The organism is Enterobacter sp. ENT02 (assembly GCF_019219165.1).
GTDB classification, from domain to species: domain Bacteria; phylum Pseudomonadota; class Gammaproteobacteria; order Enterobacterales; family Enterobacteriaceae; genus Enterobacter; species Enterobacter mori.
On the sequence record NZ_JAHUWD010000009.1, the window covers coordinates 109663 to 124542 of the forward strand.

At 53.7% G+C, this 14880-nt stretch carries 15 protein-coding genes and 1 tRNA gene; 9 read left to right on the top strand and 7 right to left on the bottom strand.

Annotation, left to right across the window (positions count from 1 at the left end; all coding sequences use genetic code 11):
- Window positions 1-18: 18 nt before the first annotated feature.
- Together uraH and KW829_RS20635 are read right to left on the bottom strand one after the other, a co-directional pair.
- Complete coding sequence (gene uraH, locus KW829_RS20630; protein WP_042714413.1) at window positions 19-429, bottom strand: hydroxyisourate hydrolase; 411 nt, start codon at window positions 427-429, stop codon at window positions 19-21.
- A 99-nt stretch (window positions 430-528) separates the two neighbouring features.
- Entirely contained in the window at window positions 529-1254 is a 726-nt protein-coding gene (locus KW829_RS20635; RefSeq protein ID WP_010426471.1) for a MerR family transcriptional regulator, read from the bottom strand.
- A 117-nt stretch (window positions 1255-1371) separates the two neighbouring features.
- Between KW829_RS20635 and KW829_RS20640 the strand changes: the two genes are divergently transcribed.
- From KW829_RS20640 to KW829_RS20650, 3 genes are all read left to right on the top strand, one after another.
- Window positions 1372-1896, top strand: a complete 525-nt coding sequence (locus tag KW829_RS20640) for a lipocalin family protein (RefSeq protein ID WP_182401966.1) — start codon at window positions 1372-1374, stop codon at window positions 1894-1896.
- Window positions 1897-1974: 78 nt separating this feature from the next.
- Window positions 1975-2973 (top strand): class I SAM-dependent methyltransferase, encoded by a 999-nt coding sequence (locus tag KW829_RS20645; protein ID WP_218308958.1) that lies wholly within the window; start codon window positions 1975-1977, stop codon window positions 2971-2973.
- 102 nt (window positions 2974-3075) lie between these two features.
- Entirely contained in the window at window positions 3076-3531 is a 456-nt protein-coding gene (locus tag KW829_RS20650) for a GNAT family N-acetyltransferase (RefSeq protein ID WP_218308961.1), read from the top strand.
- Here the strand turns inward: KW829_RS20650 and KW829_RS20655 are convergent.
- Both KW829_RS20655 and KW829_RS20660 read right to left on the bottom strand, forming a co-directional pair.
- Window positions 3521-4549, bottom strand: a complete 1029-nt coding sequence (locus tag KW829_RS20655; protein WP_218308963.1) for a virulence RhuM family protein — start codon at window positions 4547-4549, stop codon at window positions 3521-3523. The two genes, KW829_RS20650 and KW829_RS20655, sit on opposite strands and share 11 nt — an antisense overlap.
- Window positions 4550-4607: 58 nt before the next feature.
- Window positions 4608-4949, bottom strand: coding sequence for a SymE family type I addiction module toxin (locus KW829_RS20660; protein WP_218308965.1), 342 nt, complete (start codon window positions 4947-4949; stop codon window positions 4608-4610).
- A gap of 125 nt (window positions 4950-5074) precedes the next feature.
- Here KW829_RS20660 and KW829_RS20665 point away from each other — a divergent pair, with 125 nt between their 5' ends.
- From KW829_RS20665 to KW829_RS20680, 4 genes are read left to right on the top strand one after another with little or no spacing between them, the layout of a single operon-like run.
- On the top strand, window positions 5075-5266 hold the full coding sequence (locus tag KW829_RS20665) for a toxin-antitoxin system HicB family antitoxin (RefSeq protein WP_218308967.1): 192 nt from the start codon (window positions 5075-5077) through the stop codon (window positions 5264-5266).
- 44 nt (window positions 5267-5310) lie between these two features.
- A complete protein-coding gene (locus KW829_RS20670; RefSeq protein ID WP_218308969.1) occupies window positions 5311-6147 on the top strand; it encodes a ParA family protein in 837 nt (278 codons plus the stop codon).
- Window positions 6148-6149: 2 nt separating this feature from the next.
- On the top strand, window positions 6150-6644 hold the full coding sequence (locus KW829_RS20675) for a hypothetical protein (RefSeq protein WP_218308970.1): 495 nt from the start codon (window positions 6150-6152) through the stop codon (window positions 6642-6644).
- A gap of 1 nt (window position 6645) precedes the next feature.
- On the top strand, window positions 6646-7359 hold the full coding sequence (locus tag KW829_RS20680; protein ID WP_218308972.1) for a hypothetical protein: 714 nt from the start codon (window positions 6646-6648) through the stop codon (window positions 7357-7359).
- A gap of 16 nt (window positions 7360-7375) precedes the next feature.
- Here KW829_RS20680 and KW829_RS20685 read toward each other — a convergent pair.
- Window positions 7376-7470: transfer RNA gene (locus KW829_RS20685), tRNA-Sec, on the bottom strand.
- A 288-nt stretch (window positions 7471-7758) separates the two neighbouring features.
- On the opposite strand from KW829_RS20685, the gene KW829_RS20690 reads away from it, so the two are divergent.
- Both KW829_RS20690 and yicI read left to right on the top strand, forming a co-directional pair.
- Window positions 7759-9150, top strand: coding sequence for a glycoside-pentoside-hexuronide family transporter (locus KW829_RS20690; protein WP_218308974.1), 1392 nt, complete (start codon window positions 7759-7761; stop codon window positions 9148-9150).
- Between the two features lie 12 nt (window positions 9151-9162).
- A complete protein-coding gene (gene yicI / locus KW829_RS20695) occupies window positions 9163-11481 on the top strand; it encodes an alpha-xylosidase (RefSeq protein WP_218308976.1) in 2319 nt (772 codons plus the stop codon).
- Window positions 11482-11565: 84 nt separating this feature from the next.
- Here yicI and KW829_RS20700 read toward each other — a convergent pair whose 3' ends face one another.
- Window positions 11566-13254 carry an AsmA family protein gene (locus KW829_RS20700; RefSeq protein WP_218308978.1) on the bottom strand — a complete coding sequence of 563 codons (1689 nt, stop codon included), beginning with the start codon at window positions 13252-13254 and terminating at the stop codon, window positions 11566-11568.
- 119 nt (window positions 13255-13373) lie between these two features.
- Entirely contained in the window at window positions 13374-14765 is a 1392-nt protein-coding gene (locus KW829_RS20705; RefSeq protein WP_042714436.1) for an NCS2 family protein, read from the bottom strand.
- Window positions 14766-14880: the final 115 nt, after the last annotated feature.

Genomic DNA, 14880 nt, shown 5'->3' on the forward strand with positions numbered 1-14880 from the left:
CTTTAAAATCAACGTTGATTAACTGCCCTTATAAGTTGAATAACCGTACTGGCTCAGCAGGAGAGGGATGTGCAGCTTTTCGTTGGTGCGGGTTACGGTGAACAGCACCGGGATCTCCGGGAAGAAGGAGTCCAGCTTCTTCCCGTGGAAGTAATCTGCGGTTTTAAAGGTCACTTTATAGACGCCGGGCTGCATATCCTGATCCTGCGGATAAAGCGATTTGATGCGGCCGTCATGGTCAGTTTTGCCGCTGGCAATTGGGGTCCATTTGTCCTGCTGCTGTTTTTCCAGCGTGACGGTAACGTCCGATGGCGGCATCCCGGTTTGCTGGTCAAGAATGTGTACGCTCAGCGTGCCGGCAGGGGCGCTAAAGGCGGCAGGAGCAAAGGCCAGGGTAGTCAGCATCAGCAGAGAGGCAGTTTTTTTCATTGTGTTTTCCTGTGGGGTTGTCGGTCACAGGAAAACGTTAGCATTTGTGGCGCGGGAAAATATTCAACTTTTCGTGAAGATTCCCACAGGAGAAAATGATTAGAGGATAATCACTTCAAGCGATACCTGCTGCTGCCACTGCTCGATCTGCTTTTTGCGCGCGGCGGTGAGTTTACCGCGCGTGACCAGAAGCCAGTGGCGGTCCGGGAAAATCTCCGGGGCCAGCGTGGCGGGCGGCGTGGGTAAAATATCGATACGGTGGCCTTGCCCGGTGCGGGTTAAGGCTTCGAGCCAGACTTCGCACGGGTCATTCAGGTACCAACCGCTGAGCAGGATGTTGTCGCCCGGCGCTTTTTTGTCGCCTTCCAGGCAAAACGAGGTGTAGGCGATGATGATGCCGTCGAGGATCTCCCGCAGGGTCATGGCGGCGGCGACGTTTGCCGATACCTGACTGCGTAGCGGACGCAGCACGTTCGCGACCAGTTCTGGTCTTGGGTACTCGCGTCCTGCGTCGTAAATCATCTGGCGCAGGGACTCGATTTTGCCGTCCTGCAGGCGCTGTAACATGGTCTGCTGCAGCGTGAGCCAATTGTTGGTCAGGCGCGACGTAGGGCGCTCCAGCAGCGGTTTGACCTGGCCAATCGGGACGCCTTTTTTTACCCAGTCGAGGATTTTTAGCGCCTGCTGGACGTCCTCATCGCTGTACTGGCGGTGGCCGCCCTCCGTGCGCTGAGGCTTGAGTAAGCCGTAGCGCCGCTGCCAGGCCCGCAGCGTGGTGGCGGTGATCCCGCTGAGTCTGGCGAATTCGCCGATGGAGTAAGCCATGTCCGTGTCCAGAGTTGAGGAATACTCTCAATATACTACGAATTTTCGCGGACGGGATGAAGCGCCGCCGCGGTGCACTACACTTAATTTCCAACCGTGCAAATGAAAGGAATTCTCATGAAGCTATGGCCTGTTGTGACCGGTGTTGCCATTGCCCTGACGCTGGTAGCCTGTAAATCCCCCACCCCGCCGAAGGGCGTGCAACCCATTTCCGGTTTTGACGCCAGCCGCTATCTTGGCAAATGGTACGAAGTCGCTCGCCTGGAAAACCGCTTTGAACGCGGCCTGGAGCAGGTTACCGCCACCTACGGCAAGCGCAGCGACGGCGGCATCAGCGTGCTTAACCGCGGCTACGACCCGGTGAAGAACAAGTGGAATGAGAGCGAGGGTAAAGCCTACTTTACCGGCGAACCGACCACGGCCGCGCTGAAGGTGTCCTTCTTCGGCCCGTTCTACGGCGGGTATAACGTGATCAAACTGGACGATAAGTACCAGTACGCGCTGGTCAGCGGCCCGAACCGCGACTACCTGTGGATCCTGTCGCGCACGCCAACCATCCCGGATGCGGTGAAACAGGATTACCTGAACACCGCGCGCGGTCTGGGCTTCCAAACCGATCAATTGGTGTGGGTGAAGCAGTGAAGATCGTGCTTTCTTCGTAGGGTATTACTGGCTCGCCTGGATAGACTTCCGTTAAAAGCCTAACGGAGGAAAGACGACATGAACTGGCAGCCTTTTCGCGGCGATGCACCGGAAAATATGACGATTTTCAGTGCGTCCTTTCCCGACGTCAGCGATCGGTGGCCGATGAAAGACGATACCGTCCGGGAGATAAATGCCATCGATCGGGGACTGAAAGCCGATCCGGCGCTCCGCCCTCCTTTTGTTGAATGGGAAGAGGGCGGCCAGGCAGTGCTTGTCCCGCAGAACCGCTATTCCGAACAAGCCTTTCGCAACCGTCCGGCGCTCACCGCGTGGCGAACCCGGCTGGTTCCCTCTGCGCTGGCACTTTTTGTGGTGCAAAATCCGCTGGAAGAGCGTCTTCCCGAAGGGACGAAAATGGACAGCGACAGCCGCCAGTGGTTTATTCACGCCAATGATGCCATCGGCGTGCGCTCCCGCGCCCGCGTGCTGGCCGCGCTGGTGGAAAAATACATTCACAACGAAAGTGAAAATAACTGGGTCAGCCTGGCGAGCGGGGCCGCCATCCCGGTGCTGGAAGCGCTCCGCAATGCCGAACTTGATGGTCAGCACGTGTATCTCACGCTGGTCGATAAAGATGCCGTCGCCCTGAGTTGGGCCGAAACCATGGCGGCGCAGGAAGGGATTGTGGTGGGCGAACAGCTAACCCTCCTCAGACGCGACCTGCTCCATACGCTGGTGCGTAACGAGGACCTGCTGCTGGAGCTGGGCGAGCATCAGGCCGAACTGGTTGATGCGTTGGGGATTTTCGAATACTTCAACGATACCGATGCGGTGATTTTTCTACAGCGCGCGCTGCGGCTGGTCAAGCCCGGCGGCGCGGTGATTGTGTCGAACATGCTCACCAGCAGCCCGCAAATTGACTTTGTGCTGCGGGGGATCGGCTGGGAGGATATTTATCCGAGGTCGTTACAGCAGCTTCAGGATATCCACCTCGCGGCGGGCGTGCCGGTGGAAAACGTCACCGTGGTGGTTCCGAAGGACGGGGTGTATGCGGTGATGGAGGTGAGGGTTTAGCACAATCGGTTCCCTCTCCCTGAGGGAGAGGGTTAGGGTGAGGGGGGAACAGACCGCAAAGCGTGGCTTGAAATAGTTCGGTTTTCCAATCATGATCCCCCCATGAAAATAGAAACCGCACTCCCCTCACACTTCAAACGTCTGGTCGCGATCTGGGAATCCTCCGTTCGCGCCACCCATCACTTTTTACAGGAAAGCGATATTGCGGCGCTGCGTCCGCTATTGCTCAACGCGTATCTGCCAAACCTCACCGTCGTGATGGCCCGCGATGATGCAGGCGTTATTCACGGCTTTTTAGGCGTGGATGAAAACCGCATTGAAATGCTGTTTGTTGACGATGTGAGCCGCGGGAAGGGCGTCGGGAAATTGCTGCTGCAACACGCCATCACAGCGTTCGGCGCGAACGAGGTGGACGTGAATGAGCAAAATCCGCAGGGCGTCGCGTTTTATCGCCATATGGGGTTTGAGCAGGTCGGGCGCTTGGAACTGGACGGGCAGGGGAATCCGTTTCCGTTGTTGCATATGAAGCTGAGCAGGAATATCGGGATTAGCGCTTAGCCTTCTTATCCCATTTTAATAAGCCGATAATATCTTTCTCACCTTCGGCTTCTTTCAGCAGGCGCTGCTTTTTTTCAAACTCAATGTATTCTGAGCACGCCTTTTCATCAGCCGCTTTCTTGCTGATTTTGCCTGCTCCTTCTAAAACGTCCCGATCATTGAATTGCAGGAACTGATCGAGCTTGGTTTGCCAGTCTCGTAAAAATACCTGCTTGCGGCGTTTGGCCTGATCTTCGGCAAAATCGAGCCACATATTAACGACACGATTTAGTTCGCTCACCTCATCCTGAGACAGATAATTTTTTGCAGTGGTGACATCGCTTTTACGGACTTCTTCGCCTTTATAGCTGGTCAGCCCCATATGCGGTTGAGTGGCATCCGCACGTTGATGAATCAACTCAGCAGCGGTAAGACCCGTGCAGGCGTAATGCAGTTTATTCTGGATGGTCTGGAAGAATTGCGTGGTTTCTTTGAGCGACGGCTGATAATCAGCGGCTAATGCGAAAATCTCCCTCACGCGGAGATAGACCCGGCGTTCGCTGGCTCGTATATCGCGAATGCGTTCCAGCATTTCATCGAAATAGTCAGGTACGGCGGATGATCCGACAGGTGGGTTTTTCAGGCGCTCGTCGTCCATAACGAAGCCTTTAACCAGGTATTCTTGTAGCGTTTGGGTGGCCCACTGGCGGAACTGGGTACCTCGCGCGGAGCGGACGCGATAGCCGATAGCGAGAATCACGGGCAGGCTAAAATATTGAACGTTATATACTTTACCATCGCTGGCAGTTGTTCGGTAAAACCGAACAACTGAATTTTCGATCAGCTCACCCTCATCAAAAATGTTTTTGATATGCCCGCTGATCGTTGCTTTGGCTTTGCCGTATAACTCACAGATCGTAGCCTGTGAGAGCCACAACGTATCGCTTTCGAAGCGGCATTCAATGCGAACTTTTCCATCTTTGCTGGCAAACATGACGAATTCACCGGCTGGTGAGTTAATTAATTCTTCATATGTCATGCTGCCTCCGCGTCATAAGGTTGATACCTGTAAGCTCGTAGTATGCCAGAAACAGCCGCTAAGCCATGTGGTTTGTATTTGATTTTGCGAGGCGCTTTCCAGGACGTGGAGTTTGAATCGCCGCAAGCGCGTCCTCTATCTCAATGAGCTTTGCTTTCGTCCGTTTATAATCATCCTGCAACCTCTGCTCCTGCTCGTTATACGCCACCAGAACGATGCATCCTTTCATGACTTTTATCGTGACCTGCTGCCCGGTATCAAAACCTGCTGCGCGTAGCCACTTGCCGGAAAGGATGATTTTCGGCGTGGATTTGTCGAAAACATTCGGGCGGTATCCCACAATTAACGAACGCTCGGTTCCGGATTGGTCGGTGTCTGGGGTAGAATGCGAATCAGCCATAATCAACTCCTTGATAGTTGGTGAGGTTAGACGCTCCGGTTGTGTTCCCGCACATCGGGGCGTTGCAAATACAGGAGGTTTAGGTGGCCTCCTATGTATATCAGAGTAGATGGATAGGTGGCCTCATGTCAATCATATCGCGCGAAAAAAAACCAAAAGGCGGCGGACAATCTCCGCAGTTTAAGATGCGAATTGATCCGGCACTGAAGGAGCAATTAGACGCTGTGGCGGCTGAGGAAGGGGTCAGTCTCGCCAGCTGGTTGAAGGAATTGGCAAGAGTAGCACTCAGAAAAAAAGGCATTGAGCCGAAAGCGTGAATAATTGTAATTTACTATACACAATAAAATGAAATGAGGTTTCTATGAAGGTATTAAGCTTAGTAAATATGAAAGGTGGTGTTGCTAAAACAACATTAGCCGTGAATTTAGCCGATGTCCTTAATAGACGTGAGGAAAAGCGAGTACTTCTTATTGATATCGATCCTCAATTTAACGCGACGCAGTGTATAATGGACGGTAATGATTATAAAGAATATTTACAAAAGCAAGGCAATACAGTTCTTGATGTTTTTAATGATGCTCCTCTTAATTTAGTCAGTTCTGTAACTGGGACAACTACAATACCACCTAAAAAAGTAGAGGAATTGGTCCCTGTCAATATTAGAAAGGGCTTTGATCTATTACCCGGTGCTTTAGAATTACATCGATTAGAAATGGGGTCTGGCCAAGGTAAGGAAATGCGTCTAAGGAATTATATAAATTACTTGCGTGAAAATGAGCTTTATGACTGGGTAATAATTGACACACCTCCAACTCCATCTGCATGGATGTCTGCAGCTTTGATCGCATCAGATTTTTATTTAACTCCCGTTCGTCCTGAACCATTATCAGCGACAGGCATTGATTTGTTAAGAGTTGTTGTTAATGGTATAACATCAAATTATGGATTGAAACTTTCTTGTTTAGGTGTAGTTCTTACAATGGCCGAAGAAAATACTATTGTTTATTCAGATGCAGTTAATTTCATAGACACTAATACTTATTGGAAAGGGAAACGAATTTCTCGATCCTTACCTAAAAGGACCGCAATAGCTAGGGGGCAAGGAAACCAAAGATTCATTTTAGACCTTGATGATCATGAATTAAACGTGTCGATGTCAAGAATTACTAGCGAAGTGATTTCGAGAGCGGGGGTTTAATTATGTTAAAAAGAAATGAAATAACGAAAATTAAAAAACTCATTGAAGAGCTTTCTTGGATAATGACTGAGTATTCATCTGCCGATCTGAAGAAAATTTATAATGCCTTGGACTCTTCTAGTGTTATGGCAAATGATATCTCTGAAACTATTGGATATAAACCGGAGAATCCCAATAAACACTTTTTAACGGGTGCCCTGCCGTCTTTATTTTTAGATCAAAACTTGTTTAAAACAAATGATGAAATTGCTTTATTTTCTGAACAAATTATAGGGGTAAAGATTCCAAGATATCATAAAAAATCTAAATATGAGATAATCGGACATATCGTTTGTGAAGCGAATTCACTGGACGATCATGGATTGAAAAAAATTGTAAGAGCATTAGAGAAAATTGTATCTGATGAAACAAGTAAAAAATCTCTTTATAATAAAAAGAACAGCTCATCTTCTTTCAGTTGGAATGAAATAATTCAAGATCTGAATGAGGAGATTTAAGGTGAGAGAAATAAATAGAGATTTTATCGAATTAGAAAAGTTCATTAATGAATATAAAATACTGAATTTAGCGACTGGCTCTGACTTCAATGAAGTTTTGAAGAGAATGCATAAAAGATATTTTGCTTTCTTAGCATTACACCATGAATTGCTAGTAGATGATGGTTATATTGATAATCTTCCAAAGGAACAGAAGGAGATCTTTGAATTTAGAATTGGTGAGGTTTTGTCAGAATTAGGGACTATATTATTCCTTTCTGTGCATGGTTGCTATAAAGCAGCAAAACTAGTAATGAGAAGTTGTATAGAAAACTTTTCTAAGGCAGTAGGTTGTTTAGTTGATATTAATATTGTCAATGAAACAAGTGTTTATAAAGTTATTGAGACCGCATTATCACATAAAGTATTTTCGGAAACGGCAATAATTGAAAAAAATTATTTAAATGAGAAATACTCAAAACTCTGTGAAGATGTACATACTGCATCAGTGAATAACATGCAGGTTATTGAATGTATTGGTAATTTCCCAATATCTGACTTTGGGGTTTTTAATTTATTAGGAAATTCATTTATAAAGTTAATAAATGTGCTTACGGCTATTCTAATAAAAATTGAACCAAATCTTTTTCATAGGGCTCATCATTCACGAAAGGATCTTATAGCATTGATTCTTTCCAATGAAGACAAAAGAATCATTCATCAGCTTGAGTATTAAAAATGTGAGGCATTTTTGGCGGAAGATCACAGGAGTCGAACCTGCCCGGGAACGCTGGCGTCCCCAACTGGATTTGAAGTCCAGCCACCTCACCGGAGATGACGATCTTCCGCGCCTCGATTGCTACATGGAGGCGGGGCGCATTATAGCTACTTTCAGACATTTACCACATACCCCACACCACTTTTTTCACCTCTCTTTTGACCTGTACACCCCTGTTTCAGTTAATTCCTAAGAAAATCCTCATGTTAGCCCTTCGTGCTCTCAACATTTACCGCGATCACAAAAAACAAGAAACGTAATCTGCTAACCAGAAAACGCAATACCCGCTCCTGAAACAATGGTTTAAAACTCTGTAACCGGTCTCAGCGCACCCTACAGCGTGAAGGATAAAAGAAGATGAGCGAAGTATTGTCAGTAAAAGAGAAGATTGGCTACGGCATGGGAGATGCCGCCAGCCACATCATTTTTGATAACGTCATGTTGTACATGATGTTTTTTTACACCGATATTTTTGGCATTCCCGCCGGGTTTGTCGGCACCATGTTCCTGCTGGCGCGCGCGCTGGATGCGATCTCCGACCCGTGCATGGGGCTGATTGCCGACCGCACCCGCAGCCGCTGGGGCAAGTTTCGTCCGTGGATTTTGTTTGGTGCCATCCCGTTCGGGGTCGTCTGCGTGCTGGCCTACACCACGCCGGACCTAAGCCTCAACGGCAAAATGGTTTACGCCGCGATTACTTACACCCTGCTGACCCTGCTCTATACCGTGGTCAACATTCCGTACTGCGCGCTGGGCGGCGTGATCACCAACGACCCGACGCAGCGTATCTCCCTTCAGTCCTGGCGCTTCGTACTGGCGACGGCGGGCGGCATGCTCTCCACGGTGCTGATGATGCCGCTGGTGAACCTGATTGGCGGCGACGATAAGGCGTTCGGCTTCCAGGGCGGGATCGCCGTGCTGTCGGTGGTCGCGTTCCTGATGCTGGCGTTCTGCTTCTTTACCACCAAAGAGCGCATCCAGGTGCCGCCGAGCACCACGTCCATGCGGGAAGACCTGCGCGACATCTGGCACAACGATCAGTGGCGCATCGTCGGCGTGCTCACCATCCTCAACATCCTCGCCGTCTGCGTGCGCGGCGGCGCGATGATGTACTACTGCACCTGGATCATGGGCTCGCCGGAGGTGTTCGTCGCCTTCCTCACCACCTACTGCGTCGGCAACCTGATCGGCTCCGCGCTGGCGAAACCCCTCACCGACTGGAAGTGCAAGGTCAGCATCTTCTGGTGGACCAACGCCGCGCTGGCGGTGGTCAGCGTGGCGATGTTCTTCGTCCCGATGCACGCCACCGTGCTGATGTTTGCCTTTATCTTCGTCATCGGTGTGCTGCACCAGCTGGTGACGCCGATCCAGTGGGTGATGATGTCCGATACCGTCGACTACGGCGAATGGACTAACGGCAAGCGCCTGACCGGCATCAGCTTTGCGGGCACGCTGTTCGTGCTGAAGCTCGGCCTGGCGCTGGGCGGGGCGATGATCGGCTGGATGCTGGCCGGCGGCGGCTACGACGCGGCAGCCAAGACCCAGAACAGCGCGACCATCAGCATCATTATCGGCCTGTTTACCCTGGCCCCGGCGGTCTGCTACGTGCTGAGCGCCATCATCGCCAAACGCTATTACACGCTGAAAACCCCTTTTCTGACCAAAATCATGGGCGAGCTGGCGCAGGGCGCGCGTCGCAATCAGCAGGAGTTTGAAAACCTGCCGGTCAGCAAAGAATTACAGAACTAAGAGGACGAAAGTATGAAAATCAGTGATGGAAACTGGCTTATTCAACCGGGGCTGAACGTGACGTATCCGGTTCAGGTGTTCGACGTGGAGCGACAGGGTAACGACCTGGTGGTCTACGTGGCGCCACGCGACGTGCGCGAGCGCACCTGGCAGCTCGACACGTTGATGTTCACGGTTCGCCTGTTTGCCCCGCAGGAAGGGATTGTCGGGGTGCGCATCGAGCACTTCCAGGGCGCGTTGAATAACGGCCCGCACTACCCGCTCAACGTATTGAAAGATGCGAAGGTTGAGATTGAAAACAACGCGGAGTTTGCCGAGCTGAAAAGTGGCAACGTCAGCGTGCGCGTCACCAAAGGCGAGTACTGGGCGCTGGATTTCCTGCGCGACGGGCAGCGCATCACCGGCAGCCAGCTGAAAAACAACGGCTACGTGCAGGACAGCAATACCGACCGCAATTACGTATTTGAGCGCCTGGATCTGGGCGTGGGGGAGACGGTTTACGGTCTCGGCGAGCGCTTTACCGCCCTGGTGCGCAACGGCCAGAGGGTAGATACCTGGAACTGCGACGGCGGTACCAGTACTGAACAGTCCTACAAAAATATTCCGTTCTACCTGACCAACCGCGGCTACGGCGTGCTGGTCAATCACCCGGAAAACATCTCCTTCGAAATTGGCTCGGAGAAAGTCTCCAAAGTGCAGTTCAGCGTCGAAGGGGAATACCTGGAGTACTTCGTGATCGACGGCCCGACGCCGAAAGAGGTGCTGAACCGCTATACGCAGTTTACCGGGCGTCCGGCGCTGCCGCCTGCGTGGTCGTTCGGCCTGTGGCTGACCACCTCGTTCACCACCAACTACGACGAAGCCACGGTAAACAGCTTTATCGACGGCATGGCCGAGCGCGACCTGCCGCTGCACGTCTTCCACTTCGACTGCTTCTGGATGAAGGCCTTCCAGTGGTGTGATTTTGAGTGGGACCCGGTGACCTTCCCGGACCCGGAAGGGATGATCCGCCGCCTGAAAGAGAAAGGGCTGAAGGTCTGCGTGTGGATCAACCCGTACATCGGCCAGAAGTCACCGGTATTCCGGGAACTGAAAGAGAAGGGCTACCTGCTCAAGCGCCCGGACGGCAGCGTGTGGCAGTGGGACAAATGGCAGCCGGGGCTGGCGATTTACGACTTCACCAACCCGGAAGCGTGCCAGTGGTATGCCGACAAGCTGAAAGGCCTGGTGGACATCGGCGTCGACTGCTTCAAGACCGACTTCGGCGAGCGTATCCCGACGGACGTGCAGTGGTGCGACGGGTCCGATCCGCAGAAGATGCACAACCACTACGCCTACCTCTATAACGAGCTGGTGTGGAACGTGCTGAAAGAGACGGTGGGAGAAGAAGAGGCGGTGCTGTTTGCCCGTTCTGCCTCCGTCGGGGCGCAGCAGTTCCCGGTACACTGGGGCGGCGACTGCTACGCCAACTACGAATCGATGGCCGAAAGCCTGCGCGGGGGGCTGTCGATTGGCCTGTCCGGCTTCGGGTTCTGGAGCCACGATATCGGTGGGTTCGAAAACACCGCACCGGCGCACGTCTACAAGCGCTGGTGCGCGTTCGGGCTGTTCTCCAGCCACAGCCGCCTTCACGGTAGTAAATCCTACCGGGTGCCGTGGGCGTACGATGACGAGTCCTGCGACGTGGTTCGCCACTTTACGCAGCTGAAATGTCAGCTGATGCCGTATCTGTATCGTCAGGCGGCGCTGGCCCGCGAGTTCGGTACGCCGATGTTGCGGGCGATGATGCTGGAGTTCCCGGACGATCCGGCGTGTGATTACCTCGACCGCCAGTACATGCTGGGGGATGCGGTGATGGTTGCGCCGGTGTTCTCCGAGGTGGGCGACGTGCAGTTCTACCTGCCGGAAGGCCGATGGACGCACCTGTGGCACAATGACGAAATTCAGGGCAGCCGCTGGCATAAGCAGCAGCACGATTTCATGAGCCTGCCAGTCTACGTGCGCGACAACACGCTGCTGGCGCTGGGTAACAATAACCAGAAGCCGGACTACGCATGGAACGAGGGGACGGCCTTCCAGCTGTTCAACCTGGACGACGGCGCAACGGCGATGAGCGAAGTGCCTGTGGCGGACGGCTCCGTGGCGTTTACGCTGAAGGCGTCACGTCAGGGCGACATCGTGACCTTTACCGGCGTGGGAGACGCGAAAAACTGGTCGGTGTGCTTGCGCAACGTGCAGAAGGTGAGCGGCGTGAAGGGCGGTACACGCGCGGGCAGCGAGTGGGGTGTGGTGGTGAAAGCGGAGGGGAATGAGGTAGTGGTTCACCTTTAATTCCCCTCACCCTAACCCTCTCCCACAGGGAGAGGGAACCAAAACCTCGTAGGCCGGGTAAGGCGTAGCCGCCACCCGGCTTGTTTATTGCACCGGTGTTGAAACCACACCGCCCGTCATAGTCTGCTGCACCTGCTGTTTATCCATATTCACTGCGTTCAGCTTGCCGTTCACCGTTGGCTTCAACGGGGCATTCGCCTGCACGCTGCCGCTGGCGGTGAGCTGAATATTGCCGTCGCCCGTGATCGGCAAAGCAGGCCAGCCCCACTGCTGCAGCACGTTGAGCGGCACGCCGCGCCCGTTCAGGCTCACCGTGGTCTGCCGCTGCGGAAGTTGTGAAACCGTCGCCGTGGCTTCCAGAATACCTTTCTCGGTAAACGCGCTCAGGTCGGTAATGTTCACCGTGGCAGCGTTCGCATTCAGCGCGAGCGACGGACGGCGTACGTCCACGCGATTAAAGGTCGCGGCCGCACCGTTCAATGTTGCGCTGCCGCCCCAGACGCCCCACTGGCGGTCTTTCGCCAGCTGCAGATTTGCACCATAGCCGTCCAGAGAGGTGATCTGCCATGGGAAAGCAGGATCGATGTCGATCACCAGATTGCGGCTCAGGCCAAATTTTTTTAGCGTCACGCTGTTCAGCCATTCCGGCAGTGGATCCATCCACAGCGTTTTCCAGTTTTCAGGCAGGGTGTATTCCAGCCCGGCGATGGCGGCATCATCCAGCACCAGCGCTTTGCCGTCGCGCAGCCAGTTGCCGGAGGTGCGTACCATCCCGCCTTCCCAGCGAGAGGTGAACTGGCGCAGCGCGATACCTTGCGGGGAGAATTCAGCGTTCAGGATCGGGTCGAACAGATGTAGCGAGCCGTAGATAAACTCGCTCGCGTTCATAGACAAACGCCCTTCCTGGCTCTGCCAGTCGCCTTTGCTGAGAGTCAGGTTACGCAAGCTCAAATCAAGGTCCGTCACCGCCCAGTCCGGCCCCTGCAGGCGCGCGTCGGTCACTTCCAGCCGACCAATCTGCAGGGAAGGGAGCGTGGTGATGGGAGCAAAGAAATCCATCAGCGATTTATCGCTTTGCAGGCGGATCTCATTCAGACGCATGCTGTCGATAATCCAGCTGCCGTCAGCGTTACGCAGGGCGGAGCCGGTGAGCGAGCCGCGCGCCATATCCGCGCCAATGGTGCTCAGCACCACCTCTTTACCGTTGAGCTGTCCCTGAATCAGGACATTGCTGGCCGGGACGCCGTTCAGGGTGAGCGAGCCTGCGCTCATCTGGATCTGAGCATTTTTGCCCAGGACGTTGCCCGCCTCTGGCTGCCACGGACTGACGCCGCCTGTGACTTTCTGCGCGCTCAGGTCCCATTCGGTATTCGGGCTGTTAAAGGCCATGTTGTTTAGCTGCAAACGGTCCGCCTGGAAAGGCAGCGGCGCAGTTTGCGGAGAGAGGTTCAGCGTGCCATCGAACAGGGTAATGGTGTCCATATGCAGCGGATCGGTTACCTGACGGCTGCTTAAACCGATATCGACTTTTTTGGCCACCAGGGTGGCGGGTTTGCCGTCACGACCAAAGGTGACATTTTCCAGAATGAGGTGAGAAGGGGATGAAAAGCGGTGATCCATCAGGTCAAAGTTGAGTTCGTAATCGGTATTTACCGTAACCCAATTGCTGACCTGCGACGCGCCCCAGCGGGTCTGGAGCAAAATATAGAATGCCAGCACTACCACAAGCAGAGCTAACAGAAGATAGATGATCAGCTTTCCAATAAATTTCATGGTCTTCCATCCCGCAAAACGCACATAAAGGAGTTATGCACGATTTATGCGCAATGCTCAAGGCGGGAATGGTGTAAAGAGATGTCACGGCAGGCCTTGACAGCCTGCCGTGAGAGAAATCAATTTTTCTCAGGCGGGAAAACGAGGTTCAGAACGATAGCGGTGATACCGCCCGCGGCAATGCCGGAAGAGAGCAGGTTTTTCACCCAGTCAGGCGCAAACTGCAGGATCAGAGGCTGCTGAGAAACGCCCAGACCGACCGCCAGCGACAGGGCGATAATCATGATCGCTCGGCGGTTCAGCGGCTCGCGGGAGACGATACGCACGCCGGAGGCCGCGATAGTGCCGAACATCACCAGCGTCGCGCCGCCCAGCACCGGCTCAGGGATGTGCTGCACAAAGCCGCTTACCGCCGGGAACAGGCCGAGGACGATCAGCATCAGCGCCACCACAAACCCGACGTAGCGGCTGGCCACGCCGGTCAGCTGGATCACGCCGTTGTTCTGACCGAAGCAGGAGTTCGGGAAGGTGTTGAATACGGCAGAGACAAACGAGTTCAGGCCGTTCGCCAGCACGCCACCTTTCAGACGCTTCATGTACAGCGGGCCGGACACCGGCTGCTCAGAGACGTCCGAGGTAGCGGTGATGTCGCCGATGGTCTCCAGAGAGGTGATCATAAAGACCAGCATCAGCGGCAGCAGCAGGCCCCAGTCAATGCCCAGTCCGTAATAGAGCGGCGTTGGGATAGTGATCAGCGCGGCATTCGTCGGTGCGGTATTTTGCGGCAGCATATCCAGCGCCCAGGCCATCAGGTAACCGGCCGCCATCGCGATAACCAGCGAGGCCACGCGCAGGTAAGGGTTACGCTGACGGTTAAGCAGAATGATGATTGCCAACACCACGCCTGCCAGCAGCAGGTTTTTCGGCGCGCCGAAGGTGTGGTCGCTCATTGCCGCATAACCGCCGCCGATGGACGTCAGGCCCACCTGAATCAGCGACAGGCCGATAATCATTACGACCACGCCGGAAACCAGCGGGGTGATGACGCGACGCGCCAGGTGCAGAACGCGGGAGATCACCATCTCCGTGCAGCTGGCCAGCATCAGCGTGCCGAACAGCGCCGCCATCATGGTTGGAACATCCGCCCCACCGGTTTTCAGCGCCGTACCGCCCATGATTAGCGGTGCCACGAAGTTAAAGCTGGTGCCCTGAATCGACAATAATCCCGACCCTACCGGACCCCAGGCTTTAATTTGAATAATAGAGGCGACGCCGGAGGCAAAAAGAGACATGCTGATAATGTGCTGCGTGTCCTGCGCCGGTAAACCGAGCGCCTGGCAGATCAGCAGCGCCGGGGTGATCACCGCAACAAACATCGCCAGAAGATGCTGGCAGGCGGCGAAAAGCGTTTGCGGCAGCGGCGGGCGGTCTTCAAGGCGGTAAATCAGTTCGCTATTTTGCTTCTGCGCAATCGGTTGCGCATCAGGCGACTCTATGGTGTTAACGGACATCGGCGGCAATCCCACGGTGGAAAAGCGGGCATTTTATCTGACCACCTGGTAAAAGCAAACGATTGCCAGCAAAAAAAGGGAAGAAATTCTGCCGCTGCGCGCAGGTTTTCTACTC

Bases quoted from the DNA above. Each gene is read 5' to 3' on its own strand.
- KW829_RS20660 (WP_218308965.1), bottom strand. From the start codon at position 4,949: ATGGCTGATTCGCATTCTACCCCAGACACCGACCAATCCGGAACCGAG.
- KW829_RS20705 (WP_042714436.1), bottom strand. From the start codon at position 14,765: ATGTCCGTTAACACCATAGAGTCGCCTGATGCGCAACCGATTGCGCAG.
- KW829_RS20645 (WP_218308958.1), top strand. From the start codon at position 1,975: ATGAACTGGCAGCCTTTTCGCGGCGATGCACCGGAAAATATGACGATT.
- KW829_RS20640 (WP_182401966.1), top strand. From the start codon at position 1,372: ATGAAGCTATGGCCTGTTGTGACCGGTGTTGCCATTGCCCTGACGCTG.
- KW829_RS20650 (WP_218308961.1), top strand. From the start codon at position 3,076: ATGAAAATAGAAACCGCACTCCCCTCACACTTCAAACGTCTGGTCGCG.
- KW829_RS20655 (WP_218308963.1), bottom strand. From the start codon at position 4,549: ATGACATATGAAGAATTAATTAACTCACCAGCCGGTGAATTCGTCATG.
- uraH (WP_042714413.1), bottom strand. From the start codon at position 429: ATGAAAAAAACTGCCTCTCTGCTGATGCTGACTACCCTGGCCTTTGCT.
- KW829_RS20675 (WP_218308970.1), top strand. From the start codon at position 6,150: ATGTTAAAAAGAAATGAAATAACGAAAATTAAAAAACTCATTGAAGAG.
- KW829_RS20670 (WP_218308969.1), top strand. From the start codon at position 5,311: ATGAAGGTATTAAGCTTAGTAAATATGAAAGGTGGTGTTGCTAAAACA.
- KW829_RS20635 (WP_010426471.1), bottom strand. From the start codon at position 1,254: ATGGCTTACTCCATCGGCGAATTCGCCAGACTCAGCGGGATCACCGCC.
- KW829_RS20700 (WP_218308978.1), bottom strand. From the start codon at position 13,254: ATGAAATTTATTGGAAAGCTGATCATCTATCTTCTGTTAGCTCTGCTT.
- KW829_RS20690 (WP_218308974.1), top strand. From the start codon at position 7,759: ATGAGCGAAGTATTGTCAGTAAAAGAGAAGATTGGCTACGGCATGGGA.
- KW829_RS20665 (WP_218308967.1), top strand. From the start codon at position 5,075: ATGTCAATCATATCGCGCGAAAAAAAACCAAAAGGCGGCGGACAATCT.
- yicI (WP_218308976.1), top strand. From the start codon at position 9,163: ATGAAAATCAGTGATGGAAACTGGCTTATTCAACCGGGGCTGAACGTG.